This is a genomic window from Mariniphaga sediminis (genome assembly GCF_003573545.1).
Taxonomy (GTDB): Bacteria; Bacteroidota; Bacteroidia; order Bacteroidales; family Prolixibacteraceae; genus Mariniphaga; species Mariniphaga sediminis.
In genome coordinates this window covers 1-18,336 of record NZ_QWET01000025.1, presented here as the reverse complement: position 1 = coordinate 18,336, position 18,336 = coordinate 1, and the positions used below count along the sequence as shown (strand labels likewise).

The window sequence follows — 18,336 nt, the reverse complement described above, 5'->3', positions numbered from 1 at the left end:
GTTTATCAAAACATTACTCCAAACCTGATGCCCCCTACCATTAATGTTCCGGAGTAGCCCATATCCAACCACCAATCGTTGTAATAACCGTGGAGACCCGAAGTCTGATTATCGTAACTAAAACGGATCCCGGTTCCAACATAGGCGTCGAGATATAAATTATCCAACATAAAATAATGCAGGCCAAAAATTATGTTTCCGCCGAACTTATAAATCCGGGTAGTCATTTCGTCTTCCGTAAGCCCAATATAATTTCCTCCGTCTTCCGCAAAAGCGCGGGCTGTCAAACCATCATCCTTTACTGAGAAATAGTTAAAAACAGGTCCGTAGGCAAAATAAGGATTAACCATTCTAAACTTCCGTTTCAGAAATACTTTATGCTGAAGTTCTACCCCAACGCCACTCATGCTGTTGTAATCCCAGGTGAAACTCGGATCATTTCTCAGGTAAAACTGCGGCGCTATCACTAACCAATGGTTTTTATCATTAATTCTGAAATCCAGATCCATGCGCATTCCATTTGAAATTGCATATTGCGGAACAACTCCTATTCCGAAAGTTGCCTGCACCTGTTCTTCATCAGTAACATTCTGCGCCGCGAGTAACAACGGAAGACAAAAAAGAAGGACAAAAAAATGTTTCATTCTATTTCTATTTATTCAGATTCAACAGGTAACTCACTTAATTTTTTTATTGTGCCGTTCTCAAGCGTATATTGCACAAAACCTGATTCGCCAATGACCAGAGCACGATCTTCATCCCAAATAACATCGTATGCCACCAAATCACTGAAGTGATGTAGTAGCTCCATATTTTCTTTGTCAGAAATATCAAAAACCTTCAGTCCATTGTCACACACCCAAAGTGTATCATTTTTCACTGCCAGCCCTCTTGGACTATTCATCGGATATCCCTTTACCAGTTTCGGATTTTTTAAATCCTGCAACCCAACAATCTGTAGTTCATTTATGGATCGCCAGCAGCCAGACCGCCCTGTACTTAATGTAACATAAGCATAGCTTCCATCAGAAACAACAGGATCGCAAGCAATGACATGTTCATAAAACGAAAGTTTGTCCGGGATGCCGCTTTCATTAACCGTATAAATATACATTCCTGTACTGGTTCCTAAAAAGAGTTTATCCCCCATCGGGAATATGGTTTCAACTCCAAACCCCACATGGCTTTCCCACCTGAACTCCGGAGCCTCAACTGAGGAAATATCAAAAACCTTCAGGTTTTCATGATCCACCGTAAACAAGTGATCCCCCACGACAGTAAAACGCGCCATTGAACCGCCTTTTCCTCCTTCTGTACTGTTATCGAATGAAGCATTGTCATAGCTGCATGCACTTCCAAAGAGCAACAGCACAGCTGAAAACAGATATTTCAAAAATCTACTTTTCATAATCTCGTTCCTTATTTAGGTTCCCACCGAACAACAATTGCATCTTCCGGAACAGCCTGCTGTTCTTTCCAGGTCAATCCCCTTCCATCGGGAGAAACCGGTTCAGGAAAAACATTCTTAATCCTTTTCACCACATTAATGGCACTCAGGTTTTCATCAAACTTTAATGCGATCAAATCCACAGCATTGTCGGCATACAACACATTGCTTTTCATTGCCATGTCAATACAACCATCCACTTTTACAAAGGCAATGTTTTCAGGATTTTCCGGATCGGAATTATCAATCACGTGAATGCCTTTGTACTTTTCGTTGATAAAAATCAGATGGTCTTTCAGATAAATCTTTCCGGGATTTTTTATACTCCGGGGTTCTTCCAGCATTACATTTTTTTCCATTTCAGAACGCCGCATAAAAACCGGTTCATATGTGCTATTGGGTAAAATATCAAAACCCGCTACAGCGATAAAAAGAAGAAATAAAAACAAGGAATACGTTAGCTTTTTTTTCATCGTTAAAGTTTTTTATAAAGATGTAAAGCCAACAAAAAGGTTGCGTCCTTTCAATTTATATTTTTAACAAAAATAACTGAACTATTTACTTTGCGGGAAACAAGATTCCCTGGGAATTTCCCAAACTTCCAAATCTCTGATATTGTCACCATCAATGACAAACCTGACGGCAGTACACATTTTGTGAAAACCTTTGTAACCTGCTGCGCCGGGATTAATATGCAGCAAACCAAGCTTTTTATCGTAAATTACTTTCAGAATGTGGGAATGTCCGCTGATAAAAAGTTTGGGCGGATGAGAAAAGATTTCTGGTTTTACATACCGTTCGTACCTGCCGGGATACCCTCCGATATGGGTCATCCACACATCCGCACCTTCGCACATAAAACGCTGATGCTGCGGATAAACGGTACGCACATCCTGTCCGTCGATGTTGCCGTAAACGCCTTTTAGCGGTTTAAATGCATGTAATTGATCGGCTGTTCTTAAATCGCCAAAATCGCCGGCGTGCCAAATTTCATCCACCTTTTCAAAAAAAGTGAACAACCGTTCAGGCACAAATCCGTGGGTATCTGACAACAATCCAATTCGTTTCATAAAACCATGTATTAAACCTTCTTTTAACAGGCAAGCCGATAATTAGTCAATTTTGAACTTCAAAAATGGCAAAAATTATTCAGGCACAAAATTGAATCTGTCAGAAATAAAAACCGGTAAGGGTTTCATTTTTGCCGGGATTTTCAGAATTTCATCTTACATCAGCTCCCCGTTTTTAAAATACATTTCCCTTTTGTTTTTCTATCATTAGTGTCCGGCTAAAAGATAATTTTATTGCGTTGGTGATATTATTTACACTAAACAACTTAAATAGGTACTTCCTACATCCTGTTGGAGCGCCCTGCTTGTTTTTACTCCTCCCTGTCTCAAATTTGTAATTCCCTGTATTACAGAAATTCAAAAAAACAAAACAGGACAACAAAAAATACCGCAGAAATGACTAAAAACGCTGCAGAATCAAAAAAAAGGCCGCAGGAAATGCCTAAAATGACGCAGGACGGGTAATAAAGTTGAAGGACATTTTTCGTGTCAAGTTATTTCAGGGTAAGACCTTATAATTCTATGGCAAATTTCAACTGATTGAGCGAGTAGATTTTTTTTCTGTCTAATAATATACTTCGCATACCAGCATTCATACTACCTAAATAATCTAATTCATATGAATCTCCAATATAAATACAATTTGATAGTGAAGCACCAAATTCTTGAGCTGCGTAAAAAAATATTTCTTTGGCGGGTTTTGAGAAGCCGATATCCTCAGGAACAATAATTTCACTAAAAAAAGGAAGTAATTTGTTTTGTCTTAGTTTGTAAATCTGGTCTGAATAGATACCATTTGAAATAATACCTAGTTGATGATTCTTTAATTCTATTAATGCTGGAATTACATCAGGAAAAGCCTTGCAAGATTGAAGTAGCAATAAATGATACTGTTGATATAACCCGTTGGCGGAATTAAGCAGCTAAAGTATGCTTGACTCTGCCAATGGGCTGATTCAAAACAAATTTGTTTATATACTGCAGCACAGTCAGTGCTGATATTTTTGCTAAAACTCTTGTAAATAAGCCATCTATGTCTTTGGCATAATTTCGTCCTAACATAAATTGGCCATCCAACTGAGAAAATACGGTCTCTATTCTCTTGCGTATCTTTTTAAATACAGGGAATTGGGGTTTATATTCTTTCTGGTTTACCCGCCTTGGCACTTCAAGAACAATAGTTGAAGTTGTAAACAAATCGAGTTGCACTTCTTTACTTAGGTATGCTTTGTCACCTATTAGTGTACAATCTTCTATCTCAATATTCACATCGTTCAGATAATGTAGGTCGTGAACAGAAGCTTTTGTCAAATCGAAAGAGTGAATTACACCACGCATACTTGTTACAGCATGAAGTTTATAGCCATAATAATAGAAGTCTTGAGTGGCACAATAACATACGGCTTTGAATATCCTTTTGCAATGGGAACAAGGATTTTCTCCTGTCGTTATATTGTCGTCGGGAGATAATAGTTCAAAAATCTTCCGGATAATCAGTTCTTATCTTCAGAAAGAGAAGATTCTCACTATCAATTCCCAAAGCTTCTGCCATCATGCTTAGAGAAATTACTTCCAGGTCTGAAAACTTTGGAATTGGGCCGGGACGAGGAACATTCCCAAATTCATTTACCAAATCATTGCTGTTTAACTTGCAAATTTTCAATATTTTATCGAAGTTTACCTTCAAGTTGTGCATAGGTATGTAATTTTTGTTTCGCAACCTTAAATTTCTAAATACCAATAATATGCACAGCTTTTTTAACATTAAGTTATTCGATAATTTATTAACAAATTAATTCCACCAACGGGTTTGGGGTAAATAATAAGTAGTAAATAAGATTGGGTAGCAAAAATTTAAATTCCTAATTAGCCAAGCGTTTGACCAGCTTGCTCCAACTTATCCTGTTCTGTTTTAATATACTTCGTCAGCATTCATTCGTTAACAAAGCGGACAAGGTATAATCCTGCATTGTGGAATTTCTTTTATCAATGAACTATCCCGAGAAAAGCCCCTATTTATCAGCAACATAAGGCAGAACACTGAACATACATCTTCGTGTACTTTTTTTTCCTTGATTTTCAATATATTTTCATATTACTTCGTCATTCACATATTGCCCCACTATATTCGCATAATATTCACTTTCCAAAAATTACGGCCCTATAACTTTGCTTCAATTTCTGGATGACGCAGAAAAAGCTATTTGGCGGTTATGCTTTTTAAAGTCCTTGCAATCTCTGAAACACTCTGTTTGGGTACACTTTGAACAAAAAAACAGACATGGTCAGGCTCATATCTTATTTCAACAAAATGCATCTCATTTCGTTCTAAAATTTGCAAACAAATTTCTTTTAAGCTATTTCCTATCTCTTTTGTTATTAAACCTCTACGATATTTCATTGGACTAACTATATGATATAGCAAAGCGTTTTATTATGCCTTTTAGTAATATGTCCACTCATCCAATAAAGTTATCCTTTTTAAAAAGCACCATGAAAACCTATAGGTTTTAAAACTTTCCTTTATACCCCGAGACAGAGCCTCAAATAAAAAAACAGAACTTAACCTATTGTTTAAGTTCTGGGGTATATTATTGTCTGGCTTCTGTCTGCTTCATCTGAAATACAAATTACATTGATAGGATCGGTTATTAACACAACGGTAGGGTTGGAAAAAGATAGGTTTTTCATCAGCTGACTTGTTAAAAATAACATGGTGTAACTTTTTCAACTTCCGGTAGCGCCTATATATTAATTTGAAAGTTCTTCACTTAATTCCTCCAAAGATCTTCCTTTTGTTTCAGGAAAGTAACGCCAAACAACCAATGCCTGAATAATCATCATTATAGAAAAAAATGCAAAGGAATAACTGCTTCCTTTCAGGGTACTATTAAATATTGGGAACAAGAATGTTATCAAAGTTGCAAAACTCCAATGGGTAAAACTTCCCAATGCCTGCCCTTTACCTCGAACACTATTGGGAAATACCTCAGAGATTAATACCCATATAACTGCACCGGTAGAAAAAGCGAAAAAAACAATATAAACAAGTAAGTATACTAAAATTCCATACCCCGAAAAATTTTGAATAAAAAGAGTCCTGGAAATTAACCCAAGGCATACAGCCATCCCGAGAGAACCAACAATTAGTAATTTTTTCCTTCCAACCCGGTCAATAATAATCATACCTACGATTGTAAATATCCCGTTGGTTATACCAATCAGAACAGGCTGAAACATTGAATCTGCAATTGACAAGCCAGTAAGTTCAAAAATTCTCGGAGCATAATAAAGAATAGCGTTAATACCTGATAATTGATTAAACATTGCTACCGAAAATGCAATTAAAATAGGTTTCATGTAATGTTTTGAAAACAGAACCTGACTGGCAGTTTTTCCCTTTAGTAATCCATCTTTTATTTTTACAATTTCTGATTCAGTATTCCCGTTGTTTATTATATTCAAAACTTCACGGGCTTCATCAATCTTATTTATTTTTACCAGAAAACGCGGGCTCCTTGGTATTCTAAAAAGTAAAAGAAAAAAAATGACCGATGGAATTCCTTCTACTCCCAGCATCCACCGCCAGGGTTCATCTCCTGTGTTTCTCAATAAATAATTGGAAATGTAAGCTAGCAGAATTCCAAAAATTACATTAAACTGAAATAAGCCGGTCATCCTTCCTCTCATATTTGCTGGCGAGATTTCAGAAATATACATTGGCCCGGCAACCGAAGATGCCCCAACAGCTATTCCCCCTAAAAAACGAAAAACAATAAACAAGCTAAGAAAAGGTGCTATTGCACTTCCTATTGCTGAGATGGCATATAACGCAGCGATAATAAAGAGAAGAAACCTACGTCCGTATTTGTCTGCTGGCTTACCTGCAGTTAAAGCACCAATTATAGTACCAATTAAAGCAGATGATATTGTAAAACCGTGCCAGAAAGGATTTAACTGAAACAGTTGTTGAATAGACTTTTCCACTCCTGATATTACGGCTGTGTCAAATCCGAAAAGAAAACCGCCTAACGCGACTATTAATGACCATTTATAAATTCTGTTTGTATTTTTCATAAAAATAGAAAATCATTAGAAAAGTATTTTAATATTTTAGGTATCCTTTACCATTGCATCGCAGGAAATAATTTCCACGATTGAATATTTTCAATCTTAATTGGCGCATCTTCCGTAAATGGCCTCACGTATATGGCATCTTTGAGAGTTGGGTATATTACCTGAGTTATACATTGACGGTTATTTGCAAAAACTTCCATTATCGATTTATCGAGAAATATTCTTAAGTGTACTTTTTCTCCTTCTTGCAAGATAAATGGCGCTTCTTGAGTTGTAACTACCGGATTTGGAGTGCGCATGACATATTTGAAATAATCAGGCCTGCTTAAACTTGATGATTCCATACCTATCTGTATGGTATTCCTGTTTAGGTCAATAATTATTGGTGTTTCTTCTCTTCCATCTTTTGAGCAAAAGACTTTTATCCCAAAACGTTTGGCCTGTCCTGGATTTATAGTCATATCTATTTCAAGAATGTTCCCTTTCGTTTTTTCTAAAGTAACCCTTTGTTCTTTTGAAACCTCAAATGGTTTTTCCTCTTTTGCATTATATCTTAAAAGTTCTATTTCTTTTGGCGGTTCAATATTTAATGATAGTTTGTCTTCCGCAAGGGTTATTACCCGTGGCATTGACATCGTTCCACTTGATGAACCTGTTTTTCGATCTAAAATCCATGCCCAAAAAATACGCCTTCCTTTATTATCAATTAGAGATTCCGGGGCAAAGAAGGTTCCTCCGGGCCAGTTCATCCGATGATGTGATTCGGGTGTAAATTGTTTCCCATCCCAATTACCAATGTAATACCTTGCTCCATGGGTATGACTTATACATAAAAGCACCCATTTATCTTCCATTTTGAAGAAATCAGCACAAGAAATATCCGTATCATCTTCGGCGTCGGGCATATCGTGACTCATGAAATAGCCAACTTTTTCAAGTGGCTTGTCATACGAGGTTCCTTTAAAAAGTAGAGGAGGATTATTTCTGGGTAAATTTCTTGCAATTTGATAATAGGTGTCTCCTTCTAGCCACATATGAGGATCCCCTTGCGATTCGGTTACAATAGGATTGGCTTCCAATTTCTTCCACAAATTTAAATCTTCATCATAATTAACTGCAATACAATTACCTTTTGTTCCAAGTCCGTAATAAGCAATAACAATATTGCTGTCTTTATCAAAAAATGCGTTACCGCTATAAATACCATTTTCCGGAGCATTTGGAGTAGGTTGTAAATCATTTGAATGCCATCTCCAATGAAACAAATCGATACTTGAAACATGTTGCCAGCGATGTTCTCCGTTAGCTTGATAAATGTACCAAAGGTGATAAACCCCGTCTTTGAAAATCGCACCATTAGGGTCGAAAGGATGTGCTTTGCCTTCAGGAATTGTAAGATGCCAGGTGGGACGAATAGGGTCTTCAAGTTCAATTTTTCTAATTTTTCTTGCTGCTTCTATATCTGCATTAGAAATGGAATCTTCCTGGGCAGAAACAGCTATATGCATTTGAACAAGTAATAAGCATATCAGGAACATTTTTTTTTTCAACATAATATTAAAATATTTCAATCAAAAATTAAATTAGAAATCTATCCAATAAACATAATAGTTTTTTGGATATTGGGAATAACCTATCTATTTAAGAATTATATCATAGTATAACCAGAATATCTTTAGCTACATTTTAATTGATACTTATTAAGTGTCTAATTTGTTTAATTATAGAATTTTAAATATTGCTGAAGGATTCACCTCATTAATTTACAAATTCGCACTTTGTGTTCTCTTGTCAAAGTTTAATTTATTTAGAGTTTCAGTTTACAAATTTTGAAATCAACGAAATGTATCCATCAGCATATTCCGAATTATTGATTCAAAGGATGGCAATAGTGCCATTTTTTAATAACTAATGTTTTGTTTATAAAGGCCTTGACTTAGATCTATTTCGTACTTTGGAATAGGCAGGTATTCATCCCTCCCTTTTGTAAATTTAGCATTGGCTAAATGAGGACGACGAGTCCTCTCAACATCAATATATTCATTTAATGTTTCAGCCATTATACCCCACCTTAACAAATCATAAGCACGAAATCCTTCACAAGCAAACTCTAATCTTCTTTCCCATTGTAGTGCTTTAAAAGCAAAATCTTTTGTCCAATTACAGTTATCTCCATCAATATATTGCGCTACATCAAAATCACCTGTTGGCATACCGTCTATATCTATTAATTTTTCAGTACTTTGGGCGGCACGCATTCGAATCTTATTAATAAGTGGCAATGCTTCGCTTTCACGATCCAGTTGAATTAATGCTTCTGCTTTCCATAATATAACATCAGCAAGTCTTATTACATCACGATTTAAAGAGCTGCTCTTCCACGGATTAACAGGCTGATAACAGGGGTCATCGTATCTAACAGTTTCTTTCATTGATAAATAAGGACCATATATCTCAGGTTGGCGAGGCCACGTCTCACTATCGTAAATAAAATCAACTTTGTATTTATAGGGTAGTCCATCCATTGCTACTGTGTGCAGTAAACGCGGATCTATTGGATTTTCTTTTACACTGTTAGAGTACTCGCCAATATTGATTTCATTAAAATGGTCAAAATCAGGTAACCCAAGGTAGGTGCGAAAAGAATTCACTAAGTTTTGAGACGGACTGTGGTAACCGCAACAACCATATTCTGCAACCATAGGATAACATGTTTCATTCATGGCGTTTATGCGACCTGTTTCCGTTCCATCATTGTGAGAAAACTGGAGTGCCCAGATTGATTCTATCCCATTTTGATGCCCACATTCAAAATTATCACCAAAATCATTAAATAAATCTTTTCCCGACCCTTGAATAACTTTATCGCAGAGTGCAACAACTTCATTCAACTTATCTTTGTTGATATTTACCAATTGATTATTCTTATCCTGTTCATAAGCAGCAAATAATAATACCTTAGCTAAATATGCCTGTGCAGCAAACTTCGTGGGACGTCCTACTGCATCCTGTTCTTCAGGTAAATTATCTGCAGCAAATCTAAAATCATCAATAATTTTGTTCCATAATTCTTCATCAGATAAATTATTTCCAACTTCCCTGTATTTTTCTACAGGTATTGTTTCATCTAAATATACAGGATAGCGAAAATTAACTTTTAACCAAAAATAATTATTAGCCCGTAGAAATCTCATTTCAGCAATACGTTGAGTTTTTTCCGGATAATCTTCTTCTACGGCATTTACTATTTTTAATGCTTGATTTGTTCTCGAAATAGCTTCATATTCAATTTCCCACTTTCCTCTAACACCAGTATTGTCTACATCTAAAAGAACAAATGTCTCGTGTTGATGCCACTGCTTTTTATCACCAATTCCTGCTCCTCCTTTGTAGGCATCACCACTTCTCAAATCTCCATATGGCCATGGTGTAAGTGGACGTAGATTGTACCTTTCATTAATTTGTCCGGCATAAGCAGCAATAACCATTTTTTCAGCATTCTCTATAGTTTCAAGTTGCTCTGTAGATATGACTCCCTGAGGAAGTCGTTTTAAAAAATCTTCGTTACAAGATAAAAGCGAAAATAAAATCCCAAAGATTGCAATATATTTATTTTTCATAGTGTTCTAAAATTTAAAGTTTAAACCAAATGTGAATGAAATCGGTAATGGGTAAGTTAAGTTTGGGTTCTTTTCGTCGTAACCAGTAAAGGAGTTCCCTGGCAATTTGATTGTCCATAAATTCTCACCCTGTACAAAAACCTGGGCATCTTGCATTAGAAGCTTTTGAGCAATAGCTTTAGGTAATTCATATCCTAATTCAAAGGATTGTAGTTTTAGATAGGACGTATTTTCAACAAAATATGTGGAGAAACGCTGTTCACTATTATTATCACTTTTGGTTAAAGCTGGTATATCTGATTTGTTATTATCAGTTGTCCAGGCGTTCAATAATGCCTTTCCATAATTTTGTCCACCATAGAATCCGAAGAAATTTGTAAGACCTTTTGTCGGACTTGATATTTCTCTGCCTATCTCTGAGTTCCATAACATAGAAAGCGTAAAATTTTTCCACTTTGCTTGTAGGTTTGAACTCCAGGCAAACTTAGGTTCATCAACTCCTATCCAGGTTCTATCATCAGAATCGATTTTACCATCAGGAACACCATTGGAACCACTAATATCTCTGTACTTAATTCTGCCAACACCCTTCCCTGGTTGAACAGGAGCAGCATCAACCTCTTCCTGATTTTGAAAAATACCCTCAGCTATATAGCCATATAAAGAACGCAAAGGTCTTCCTAAGATAGTTTGATCTTTGCCATTTCCTGCATATGCACCTAAAGCTTCAGGCATAATATATACAAATTCATTATCGTTGTGGTATCCTGTAAACCCAACAAAATAGCTTAATTTATTTATTTGTCCTGAATAAGAGAGAGTTGCTTCCCATCCTTTATTTTTCATTTCTGCTCCGTTATACCAGGTACTTTGATTATACCCAGTTACTCTGAGGGTTGGCGGTTTTACAAGAATATCATAAGTATGCTTTATATAATAATCAAATGAACCAGTTAGTTTCGAATCGAAAAGGTTAAAATCAACTCCGAAGTTATTTTGAGTTGTAGTTTCCCACTTCAAATCGCTATTACCATTTAGTAAAATTCTAAATCCAGAAGGAAGGAAGCCCTCATCATTACCATAAATATCATAAGCAGTTGAATTACTTGGATTGATACCAGTCGTCGAGTCGTCATATTGTGCCATATACTGACTATAAGAAGCATAGTTGTCAATTTCCTGATTTCCTGTTCTTCCCCAACCATATCTAATCTTCAAGTAAGAAAGCCAATTGAAAGATTCCATAAAAGATTCTTCTGTTATCACCCATCCTGCTGATAATGAAGGAAATAATGCATATTTATTGTTTGTGCCAAAACGAGAAGAGCCGTCCCTTCTTATTATTGCAGTTAATAAGTATTTCCTTGAATAATCATATACAAGACGTCCAAAATATGAGTTTAAAGCATTATCCCAGGCTATGTTTCCATTACGAACATTTTCTTCCCCTACATCAAGATACATATAATCGGTACTCTCCATAGCAAACCCATCTCTTGCCCCCCATAAATATGAACCATTAGCTTCAGTTAGCTCCTGCCCAACCATTAAATTAAAATTATTTTTGTTCAGTTTGAACTGATAGTTAAAGACATTATTCCAAGTCCAACTTCCATCATATGAAGCATAGACTTCCATTTTTGTAACATCTTCCGACATAAATCCTGCGTTATATTTCAAATTCATGGTACGTTGCCACTTCCCATCATAATCTACCCCCGCTGTTGATTTAAAATGAAAATTCTTAAAAAGTTCTAAATCCATATAAAGAGAACCGACTAAACGTAAATCATCGGAATGATTCTGTCTATTGTTCATAATCATCAAAAGTGGATTGTTTCGATCGCTCATACCTTTAACTGGCCCCCCCCAACCTTTGCCATCTATCGTGTGAACGGGTACAATTGATTGTATTGTGGGAATTCTATCAAGGTAAGAGCTTCCCGTATACATCATTTTTATTAATGAAATATTCTCGCCAACTTCTAGTCTTCCACCAATTAAATTATAACTAGAATTAATGCGCAGGGTGTTTCTTATCCAATTGTTATATTTTGTAGTTCCTTCACTCTTTAAGTAATCATATGATAATAAAGCATTTGCTTTCTTTCCTCCAAAAGAAGCTGCTATATTATGATTTTGAGTTATTGCATTACGGGAAATAACTTTTTCCCAGTTTGTATTGGCGGGCTTCATCGTTTTATCAGCATCCAAGAAATCTGGTAAAATAATTTCATCTAAAATCCATTTACCACTTGCATCCTGATGGTCCAGATAACTATAAGTTCCATAATTTGGATCAACTCCATCATTTTTGGCTGCAATCCATTGGGCCCTTCCGTACTCTTCGGTATTCAATAGTGGAATTGTATTCTGTGGTAAAAAACCAACTTTTATGGATGAATTGATCGTAATATTGTTTCCTTCTTCTCCTTTTTTTGTCGTTACGAGTATTACTCCATTTGCCGCCCGAGAGCCATATATTGTTGCTGATGATGCATCCTTTAGTACCTGGATGTTCTCAATATCATGGACTGCTAACTCATTTAATCCTCTGTTTGTCGGGACTCCGTCAATAATAATAAGAGGAGCGATTCCACTATTCAATGTTCCTCTACCGCGAAGTATCATCGATGTTGTGTTATTAGGATTTCCGTTATAGGAAATTTGAAGCCCGGGAACAAAACCCTCAATAGCTTTAACAATATTACCGGTAGAAATACCTCTTTTTTCGATGTCATCCATTTTAACAACCTGAGCTGAACCAGTTAGACTTGCTTTTGTTTGTGTTCCATATCCAACAGCAACCACTTCGTCTAAACCAATTGCTTCTTCTGCCATTACAACATTAATATTAGCTTTCCCAGCCACAGTTATTTCCTGTGTCTTCATCCCTACAAAAGAAAACACCAATTCAGCATTATCCGGAATATTGGACAGAGAATATTCTCCATCACCATTGGTAACCGTTCCCTGCGTAGTACCTTTTATCACTACGGTTACTCCCGGTAGTGGAGAACCAGAGGAGTCAGATACTTTTCCGGAAACTGCCTGACTTTGGTCAGCATTTGCAAAATTAGTGCTGATAAGCCCAATCTGGCGGTCGCTGACACGGTATGTTATCCTTGTATTTTCAAAAAGCTGGTCAAGGATATTGGTTATTGTCTGGTTTTCACAATCGATGCTTTTCCTTTGGTTTACATCGATTTTTGAAGCGTCGAACATAAAATAAAACTCAGATTGTTCTTCAATCTCATCCAGAATGTTGATGATTCTTTCATTCGTAAAACGAAGACTTAACCGTTTGTTTTGCGCATAACTGTCAAGCGCAAACGCTTGGGTTATGGTAACCAGAATTAGTAATGTAACAATCTTCATTCTTTTCAATAATTTGGATTTCCAGATTATACATGCTCCGGAAATCAATCCATAATAATTTTTTTTCATAAATTTGTCCTGATTTGGATTTTTAAAATTCAAGTTAATTATGCTTCTGAAGTTGTATACCACGAGGCATTAAAAAAGAAAAGGGGGAGATGTTAACGGCATCTCCTTTTTGTTTGTCTTAGTTTATTCATATCATAGGCATAAATTTTTTTGTTAGACAATTATTTCCTATTTATTTGAAATGATAATTTTTGGCTTCGCTTCTTTTTCGTAATTATGTATCAAGTTACAGTTAACATGGCAAACGGCTCCGATAAGCCTGAAAATCTCTTCGTAGCTTTCGTTTTGAATTGTCCCTGAGAAAATGGAGCTGTAAACTTCTGTATCGGCAACCTCAATGTCAATGTTATACCATTTTTTCAGTTTTTCAACTACATTCTTCATGGGTTCATTGCGGAATATAAGCTTCCCGTCTTTCCAGGAAGAATAAATGACAGTATCGACATGACCTATGTTCAATGAATTGGCGGCTATATTGAAACTTGCCTTTTCTCCGGGTTGCATGGTGTAATTAAACGACTCAATGCCCTGGTGTGAAAGATCTACTTTTCCCGACTCAAGCACAACAGTAACCGCATCGTTATCAGGATATGCATCCACGTCGAATTTTGTACCCCGCACTGTTACTATCAGGGAATTCGCTTGCACTAAAAAAGGAGAATTTTCTTTGTGGTAAACCTGAAAAAATGCCTGTCCGTTAAGTAAAATCTTCCTGTTTTGACTGGAAAAATTGTTGGGATAAGAAAGGGTCGTGCCCGAATTTAACCATACGAATGAACTATCGGGTAAAATGACCTTAGACCGTTGACCGTTTTCGGTTACCACAGAAGTATACAGTGATTCGTCTGTAGTTTCGGGATTACTATTTTGCTTATTTAAATAAAATATTGTTGTCAGGCTAATCATAAAAATTATAACCGCAGCATATTTAAGCACTGTATGAACGGAGATGGTCAGACTCTTCTTTTTTCCTGAAATTTCATCTTTAATTTTCAGGAATAAATTCTCTTCATCATAATCGCTTAATTGTTTACTACCGGAAGAAAAGATTGCCCATGCAATTTTTACTTTCCTGAAAATTTCCCGGTTTCCTTTCTTTGCATTGATTTCAGAAAGTACTTTTTCTTTTTCCTCCCGGGCTAAATTGCCTGTAACCAGTTTTAATATGTCTTCAAAATTTTCCATGCTATATAGAAATAATGCACAAATAAGCATTTACACCTGGTCGTACACTGCATTTTTTTTATGCATTTTTATTTATTCTATATAATAGAATGATTTTCAGACCACAAAAAGGTATGCAACTAAAGGCAGGTAATCTTTCAGGGCAATTTTGAATGCTTTTATCCCTTTTGAAATATGTCCCTCCACCGTTCTGACAGAAATATTGAGTTCTTCCGCAATTTCCTTGTTCTTCATTTCCCTGAACCTGCTCAACTCAAAGACTTTTCTGCACTGGGGAGGCAGACTGCTTAATGTTTTTTGTATGATTTGTTCAATTTCCTGAAATGCAAAAGCAGAAGTATCGGCAGTAGCTAATGCATCAACGTTTAAATTCAGTTCACTGACATCTATTGCATCTGAGAACAATTTTTGCCTGTATTTTTTATCACGTAATCTGTATAAAGCATTGTTTTTAGCTCCTGTAAAAAGATATGAAGCCAGGTTGGTATTGTCTTTTAATTCCTTACGCCTGTTCCACAGCGTTACAAAAGTATCCTGGACAATATTTTCAGCAACGTCTTTTAAGGGAATGAACTCAAAAACGAAATAATACAACTTTGAAGAATAATTATTGTAAATGACCCTGAAAGCAGCTTCATCACTGTTTTTTAATCTTTCAAAAAGTTGTTGTTCATTTTCATTCATGCTCTATTTGCTGGTATAGTAGGTAACAAAACTATAAAAATTTTCACTATTCTATGAAATGTCCGCAGAATTAAGTCAGACCCTTTTTTATCAGCTTTTGTTTAAGTTCATTCATATCCTCACCAACTTTTTTTCCATAACCTTAGCATAGATTTTATGTTTCCGGTGGATGCGCACACACATAAAAAAAGGAGGCTGCCGTTCCGGTTGGAACCGGAGAATCGATGCCCCGGCGTGGGGAACTTTTTTTTAAATAATCCCCTCAGTTTGAACCATTCTCCTTTCCCAATTGTCATTAACATTGAAGTGAAAACAATAATTTCCATATTATTTATTGCAATGGCTTTTTCGGCCTGCGGACAGAAGGTGCGGCAGACAAAGGAGCCCGAAAAGGCAGAAGCGAAAGTGGAGGCACAGGAAAAAATTATGGAGGAACAAAAGGTGAAGAATTTTAAGCCACTAACAGAATTTGAAGAATACGTTATTGTAAACAAGGGGACCGAACGCCCGTTTACCGGGGAGTACAACAACCACAAGGAAAAAGGGACCTACGTTTGTAAACGCTGCGGAACGGCGCTTTACAAGTCGTCCGACAAGTTCGATTCTCACTGCGGCTGGCCCAGTTTCGACGATGAAATTGAAGGAGCGGTTACCAAAACACCCGACCCTGACGGAATGCGTACTGAAATAACCTGTAGTAATTGCGGGGGCCACCTGGGGCATGTTTTTTACGGTGAAGGTTTCACCCAAAAAAATACCCGGCATTGTGTAAATTCCGTTTCCCTCGATTTTATACCGGCAAAAAAGTAACGGGTTTTCAAAATCTGAATCCCTTTAAAAGGCTGGTTTCAGGCTAAATTTCTTCTTTAACGATTTCCAGGCCTTCCATAAAATAAACCACCGGAGCATTTTTTTCGGCTTCTGCAATAACCTGGTGGGCGGTTTCCGTTTCTTTATCCCCGCTATGGTTTTCCTCGCCGTGTCCGCTGCCCGGGTTGTGGGCGTCGGCCTCATTTTTTACCTCTTTAAAAATGCCTGTAATGGTGAGGTCGCTACCCATTTGTTTTTGGCTGAACGTCCCTATTTTTTCTCCGGCTTCTACCCTGATGTTTAAATCTTCCGTACTCCCCATCAGAAAACACCTTTCGCCTCCATGTTTACACACATGCATCACAGTACCTTTTACCGTTACTTCCTGATCCACCAAATCAGCGGCGCGGACATACAGTTCATCCACCTTATAAACCACAGCGGCTTTTTCGGAAATAGCTGCGGTATTTTCATTTTGTGTTTTCCGGCCTCCGCAGCTAAAGAGGAACAGAGAAACAGAAAAAAGCAAAGTAATTTTCTTCATCTTTATTCGTAATTCCTGGTTATTTTTTTCAAATATACATTAAAGCAAAAAATAAGGGTACGATAATCCCGGTAATTGTAAACCACCAGCCCCAACGCCCGAAACCGCGTTTCCCTTTTAATAAAAACAACCCGGAAACAGCAACAAAAAGCAGGATAACCGCCATGCCGTCACTCACCCACTTCCACAAAGAACCGATGGTTGCCTTGTGCAACATATTCATCTCAAAAATAACAGGCCGGCGCTGCAGGTAATCCATCGTTCCTTTGCCCGTTTGGGGATTAATCACCACCTCCCCGTTTTCGACAAACACTTTTATATTTCCCTGATTGTTCATGTAATGTTTTTTATACGTTACATCATATTCCAATCCTTCCAGTGCATTTTTTACCACCTCTTCGCTAACGGGGGTATCGAATGTAATACTGGTCTGAAAATTTTCCGTAATTATTTTATAATCCGGATTAAAATCATGACGGTGATTCAGAAAAATTCCTGACAGGGAATAAACCAGGGTCATCCCTACTATAAAGTACCCTAAATCACGGTGCAAAACCCGTAAAAGTTTTCGTAATTTCTTCATCTCAATCAATTAAATACGAAGCAATACTTTGTAAAACAGCGGATAGTAAAAGTATTGGCCGGTTTTTTATTAAAGCCCCAAATATAGAATATAAGAAAAGACTAAACCATGTTATAAAAGCATAAAAATACAGGAGCCTGATTTGGCTGGTACGGTAATAAAAAAAGAAAGCCCGGCGGTTTGGCGTACATTCGGCCATGCCCATGAAAATGGCATTGAACCTTTGCCACGATGCCACTGTCATCAGGGGCGACATGAACCTGTACAGTAAATATTCCCGGCTGGTAATCGGTATTATTGCCGGGAAAGCGCCGCTTTACGAAAAGGCTTCCGTTGATGAACATTACCTCGACATTACCGGCATCGATCGGTTCTGGGGAGCGCTGAAATAGACACACGAACTGCGCCAGACCATCATTCGCGAAACCGGACTGCCTATCTCTTAAGGGTTGTGGGTAAACAAAACCGTTTCAAAAATCGCCGGCGTGTCAAATTTCATCCACCTTTTCAAAAAAAGGCAAACAACCGTTCAGGCACAAAATTGAATCTGTCAGAAATAAAAACCGGTCAGGGTTTCATTTCTGCCGGGATTTTCAGAATTTCATCTTACATCAGGTCCCCGTTTTTAAAATACATTTCCCTTTTGTTTTTCTATGTTGAAACACAAAAAAACAAAAGGGAAATACTACACACAGCACCTTAAACAAATACCGGTTTACAAGGAATTAAATCTCTCCTATTACTTTCATCACATCAGATATTTCGTTTTTCAGTTCTTCTGAAACTGCGGTGTCATAATCTGTGTGATAATTCCCCGGGCAACCTGTCAATTCCATCGCATAAGAGTAAGCCGAAAAGATGTTTCCCTT

General features: G+C 37.0%; 15 protein-coding genes and 2 pseudogenes. 2 read left to right on the top strand and 15 right to left on the bottom strand.

Annotation, left to right across the window (positions count from 1 at the left end):
* Nucleotides 1-5: 5 nt before the first annotated feature.
* From D1164_RS21190 to D1164_RS21130, 13 genes and pseudogenes are all read right to left on the bottom strand, one after another.
* A complete protein-coding gene (locus D1164_RS21190; protein ID WP_147372257.1) occupies nucleotides 6-644 on the bottom strand; it encodes a hypothetical protein in 639 nt (212 codons plus the stop codon).
* Between the two features lie 11 nt (nucleotides 645-655).
* A complete protein-coding gene (locus D1164_RS21185; protein WP_119351913.1) occupies nucleotides 656-1,408 on the bottom strand; it encodes an LVIVD repeat-containing protein in 753 nt (250 codons plus the stop codon).
* A gap of 11 nt (nucleotides 1,409-1,419) precedes the next feature.
* On the bottom strand, nucleotides 1,420-1,920 hold the full coding sequence (locus D1164_RS21180) for a hypothetical protein (RefSeq protein WP_119351912.1): 501 nt from the start codon (nucleotides 1,918-1,920) through the stop codon (nucleotides 1,420-1,422).
* Between the two features lie 81 nt (nucleotides 1,921-2,001).
* Nucleotides 2,002-2,517, bottom strand: a complete 516-nt coding sequence (locus D1164_RS21175) for a metallophosphoesterase family protein (protein ID WP_119351911.1) — start codon at nucleotides 2,515-2,517, stop codon at nucleotides 2,002-2,004.
* A 512-nt stretch (nucleotides 2,518-3,029) separates the two neighbouring features.
* Nucleotides 3,030-3,440, bottom strand: a complete 411-nt coding sequence (locus D1164_RS21170; RefSeq protein ID WP_119351910.1) for an HAD family hydrolase — start codon at nucleotides 3,438-3,440, stop codon at nucleotides 3,030-3,032.
* Nucleotides 3,433-4,282 (bottom strand): annotated as a pseudogene (locus tag D1164_RS21165) (IS982 family transposase). Before D1164_RS21165 ends, D1164_RS21170 begins: the two are co-directional and overlap by 8 nt.
* Nucleotides 4,283-4,717: 435 nt before the next feature.
* Nucleotides 4,718-4,942 (bottom strand): IS200/IS605 family transposase, encoded by a 225-nt coding sequence (gene tnpA, locus D1164_RS21160; RefSeq protein ID WP_262707178.1) that lies wholly within the window; start codon nucleotides 4,940-4,942, stop codon nucleotides 4,718-4,720.
* A gap of 326 nt (nucleotides 4,943-5,268) precedes the next feature.
* Nucleotides 5,269-6,594 (bottom strand): sugar porter family MFS transporter, encoded by a 1,326-nt coding sequence (locus D1164_RS21155; RefSeq protein WP_119351908.1) that lies wholly within the window; start codon nucleotides 6,592-6,594, stop codon nucleotides 5,269-5,271.
* Nucleotides 6,595-6,641: 47 nt separating this feature from the next.
* The gene (locus D1164_RS21150; RefSeq protein WP_119351907.1) at nucleotides 6,642-8,147 is read right to left on the bottom strand and encodes a glycoside hydrolase family 32 protein; all 1,506 of its coding nucleotides are present in this window, start codon (nucleotides 8,145-8,147) and stop codon (nucleotides 6,642-6,644) included.
* Nucleotides 8,148-8,495: 348 nt separating this feature from the next.
* On the bottom strand, nucleotides 8,496-10,214 hold the full coding sequence (locus D1164_RS21145; protein WP_119351906.1) for a RagB/SusD family nutrient uptake outer membrane protein: 1,719 nt from the start codon (nucleotides 10,212-10,214) through the stop codon (nucleotides 8,496-8,498).
* Between the two features lie 6 nt (nucleotides 10,215-10,220).
* Nucleotides 10,221-13,661: a TonB-dependent receptor gene (locus tag D1164_RS21140; RefSeq protein ID WP_119351905.1), complete on the bottom strand. Its 3,441-nt coding sequence runs from the start codon at nucleotides 13,659-13,661 to the stop codon at nucleotides 10,221-10,223.
* A gap of 168 nt (nucleotides 13,662-13,829) precedes the next feature.
* Entirely contained in the window at nucleotides 13,830-14,846 is a 1,017-nt protein-coding gene (locus D1164_RS21135) for a FecR family protein (protein WP_172594572.1), read from the bottom strand.
* 96 nt (nucleotides 14,847-14,942) lie between these two features.
* A complete protein-coding gene (locus D1164_RS21130; protein WP_119351903.1) occupies nucleotides 14,943-15,530 on the bottom strand; it encodes an RNA polymerase sigma-70 factor in 588 nt (195 codons plus the stop codon).
* Nucleotides 15,531-15,836: 306 nt separating this feature from the next.
* Here D1164_RS21130 and D1164_RS21125 point away from each other — a divergent pair, with 306 nt between their 5' ends.
* Nucleotides 15,837-16,340, top strand: a complete 504-nt coding sequence (locus D1164_RS21125; RefSeq protein ID WP_241558308.1) for a methionine-R-sulfoxide reductase — start codon at nucleotides 15,837-15,839, stop codon at nucleotides 16,338-16,340.
* Nucleotides 16,341-16,383: 43 nt separating this feature from the next.
* Here D1164_RS21125 and D1164_RS21120 read toward each other — a convergent pair whose 3' ends face one another.
* Together D1164_RS21120 and D1164_RS21115 are read right to left on the bottom strand one after the other, a co-directional pair.
* Nucleotides 16,384-16,884, bottom strand: coding sequence for a hypothetical protein (locus D1164_RS21120; protein WP_119351902.1), 501 nt, complete (start codon nucleotides 16,882-16,884; stop codon nucleotides 16,384-16,386).
* 28 nt (nucleotides 16,885-16,912) lie between these two features.
* Complete coding sequence (locus D1164_RS21115; protein WP_119351901.1) at nucleotides 16,913-17,467, bottom strand: PepSY-associated TM helix domain-containing protein; 555 nt, start codon at nucleotides 17,465-17,467, stop codon at nucleotides 16,913-16,915.
* Nucleotides 17,468-17,643: 176 nt separating this feature from the next.
* Here D1164_RS21115 and D1164_RS21105 point away from each other — a divergent pair.
* A pseudogene (locus tag D1164_RS21105) lies at nucleotides 17,644-17,859 on the top strand (Y-family DNA polymerase); the annotation flags it as partial.
* Nucleotides 17,860-18,336: the final 477 nt, after the last annotated feature.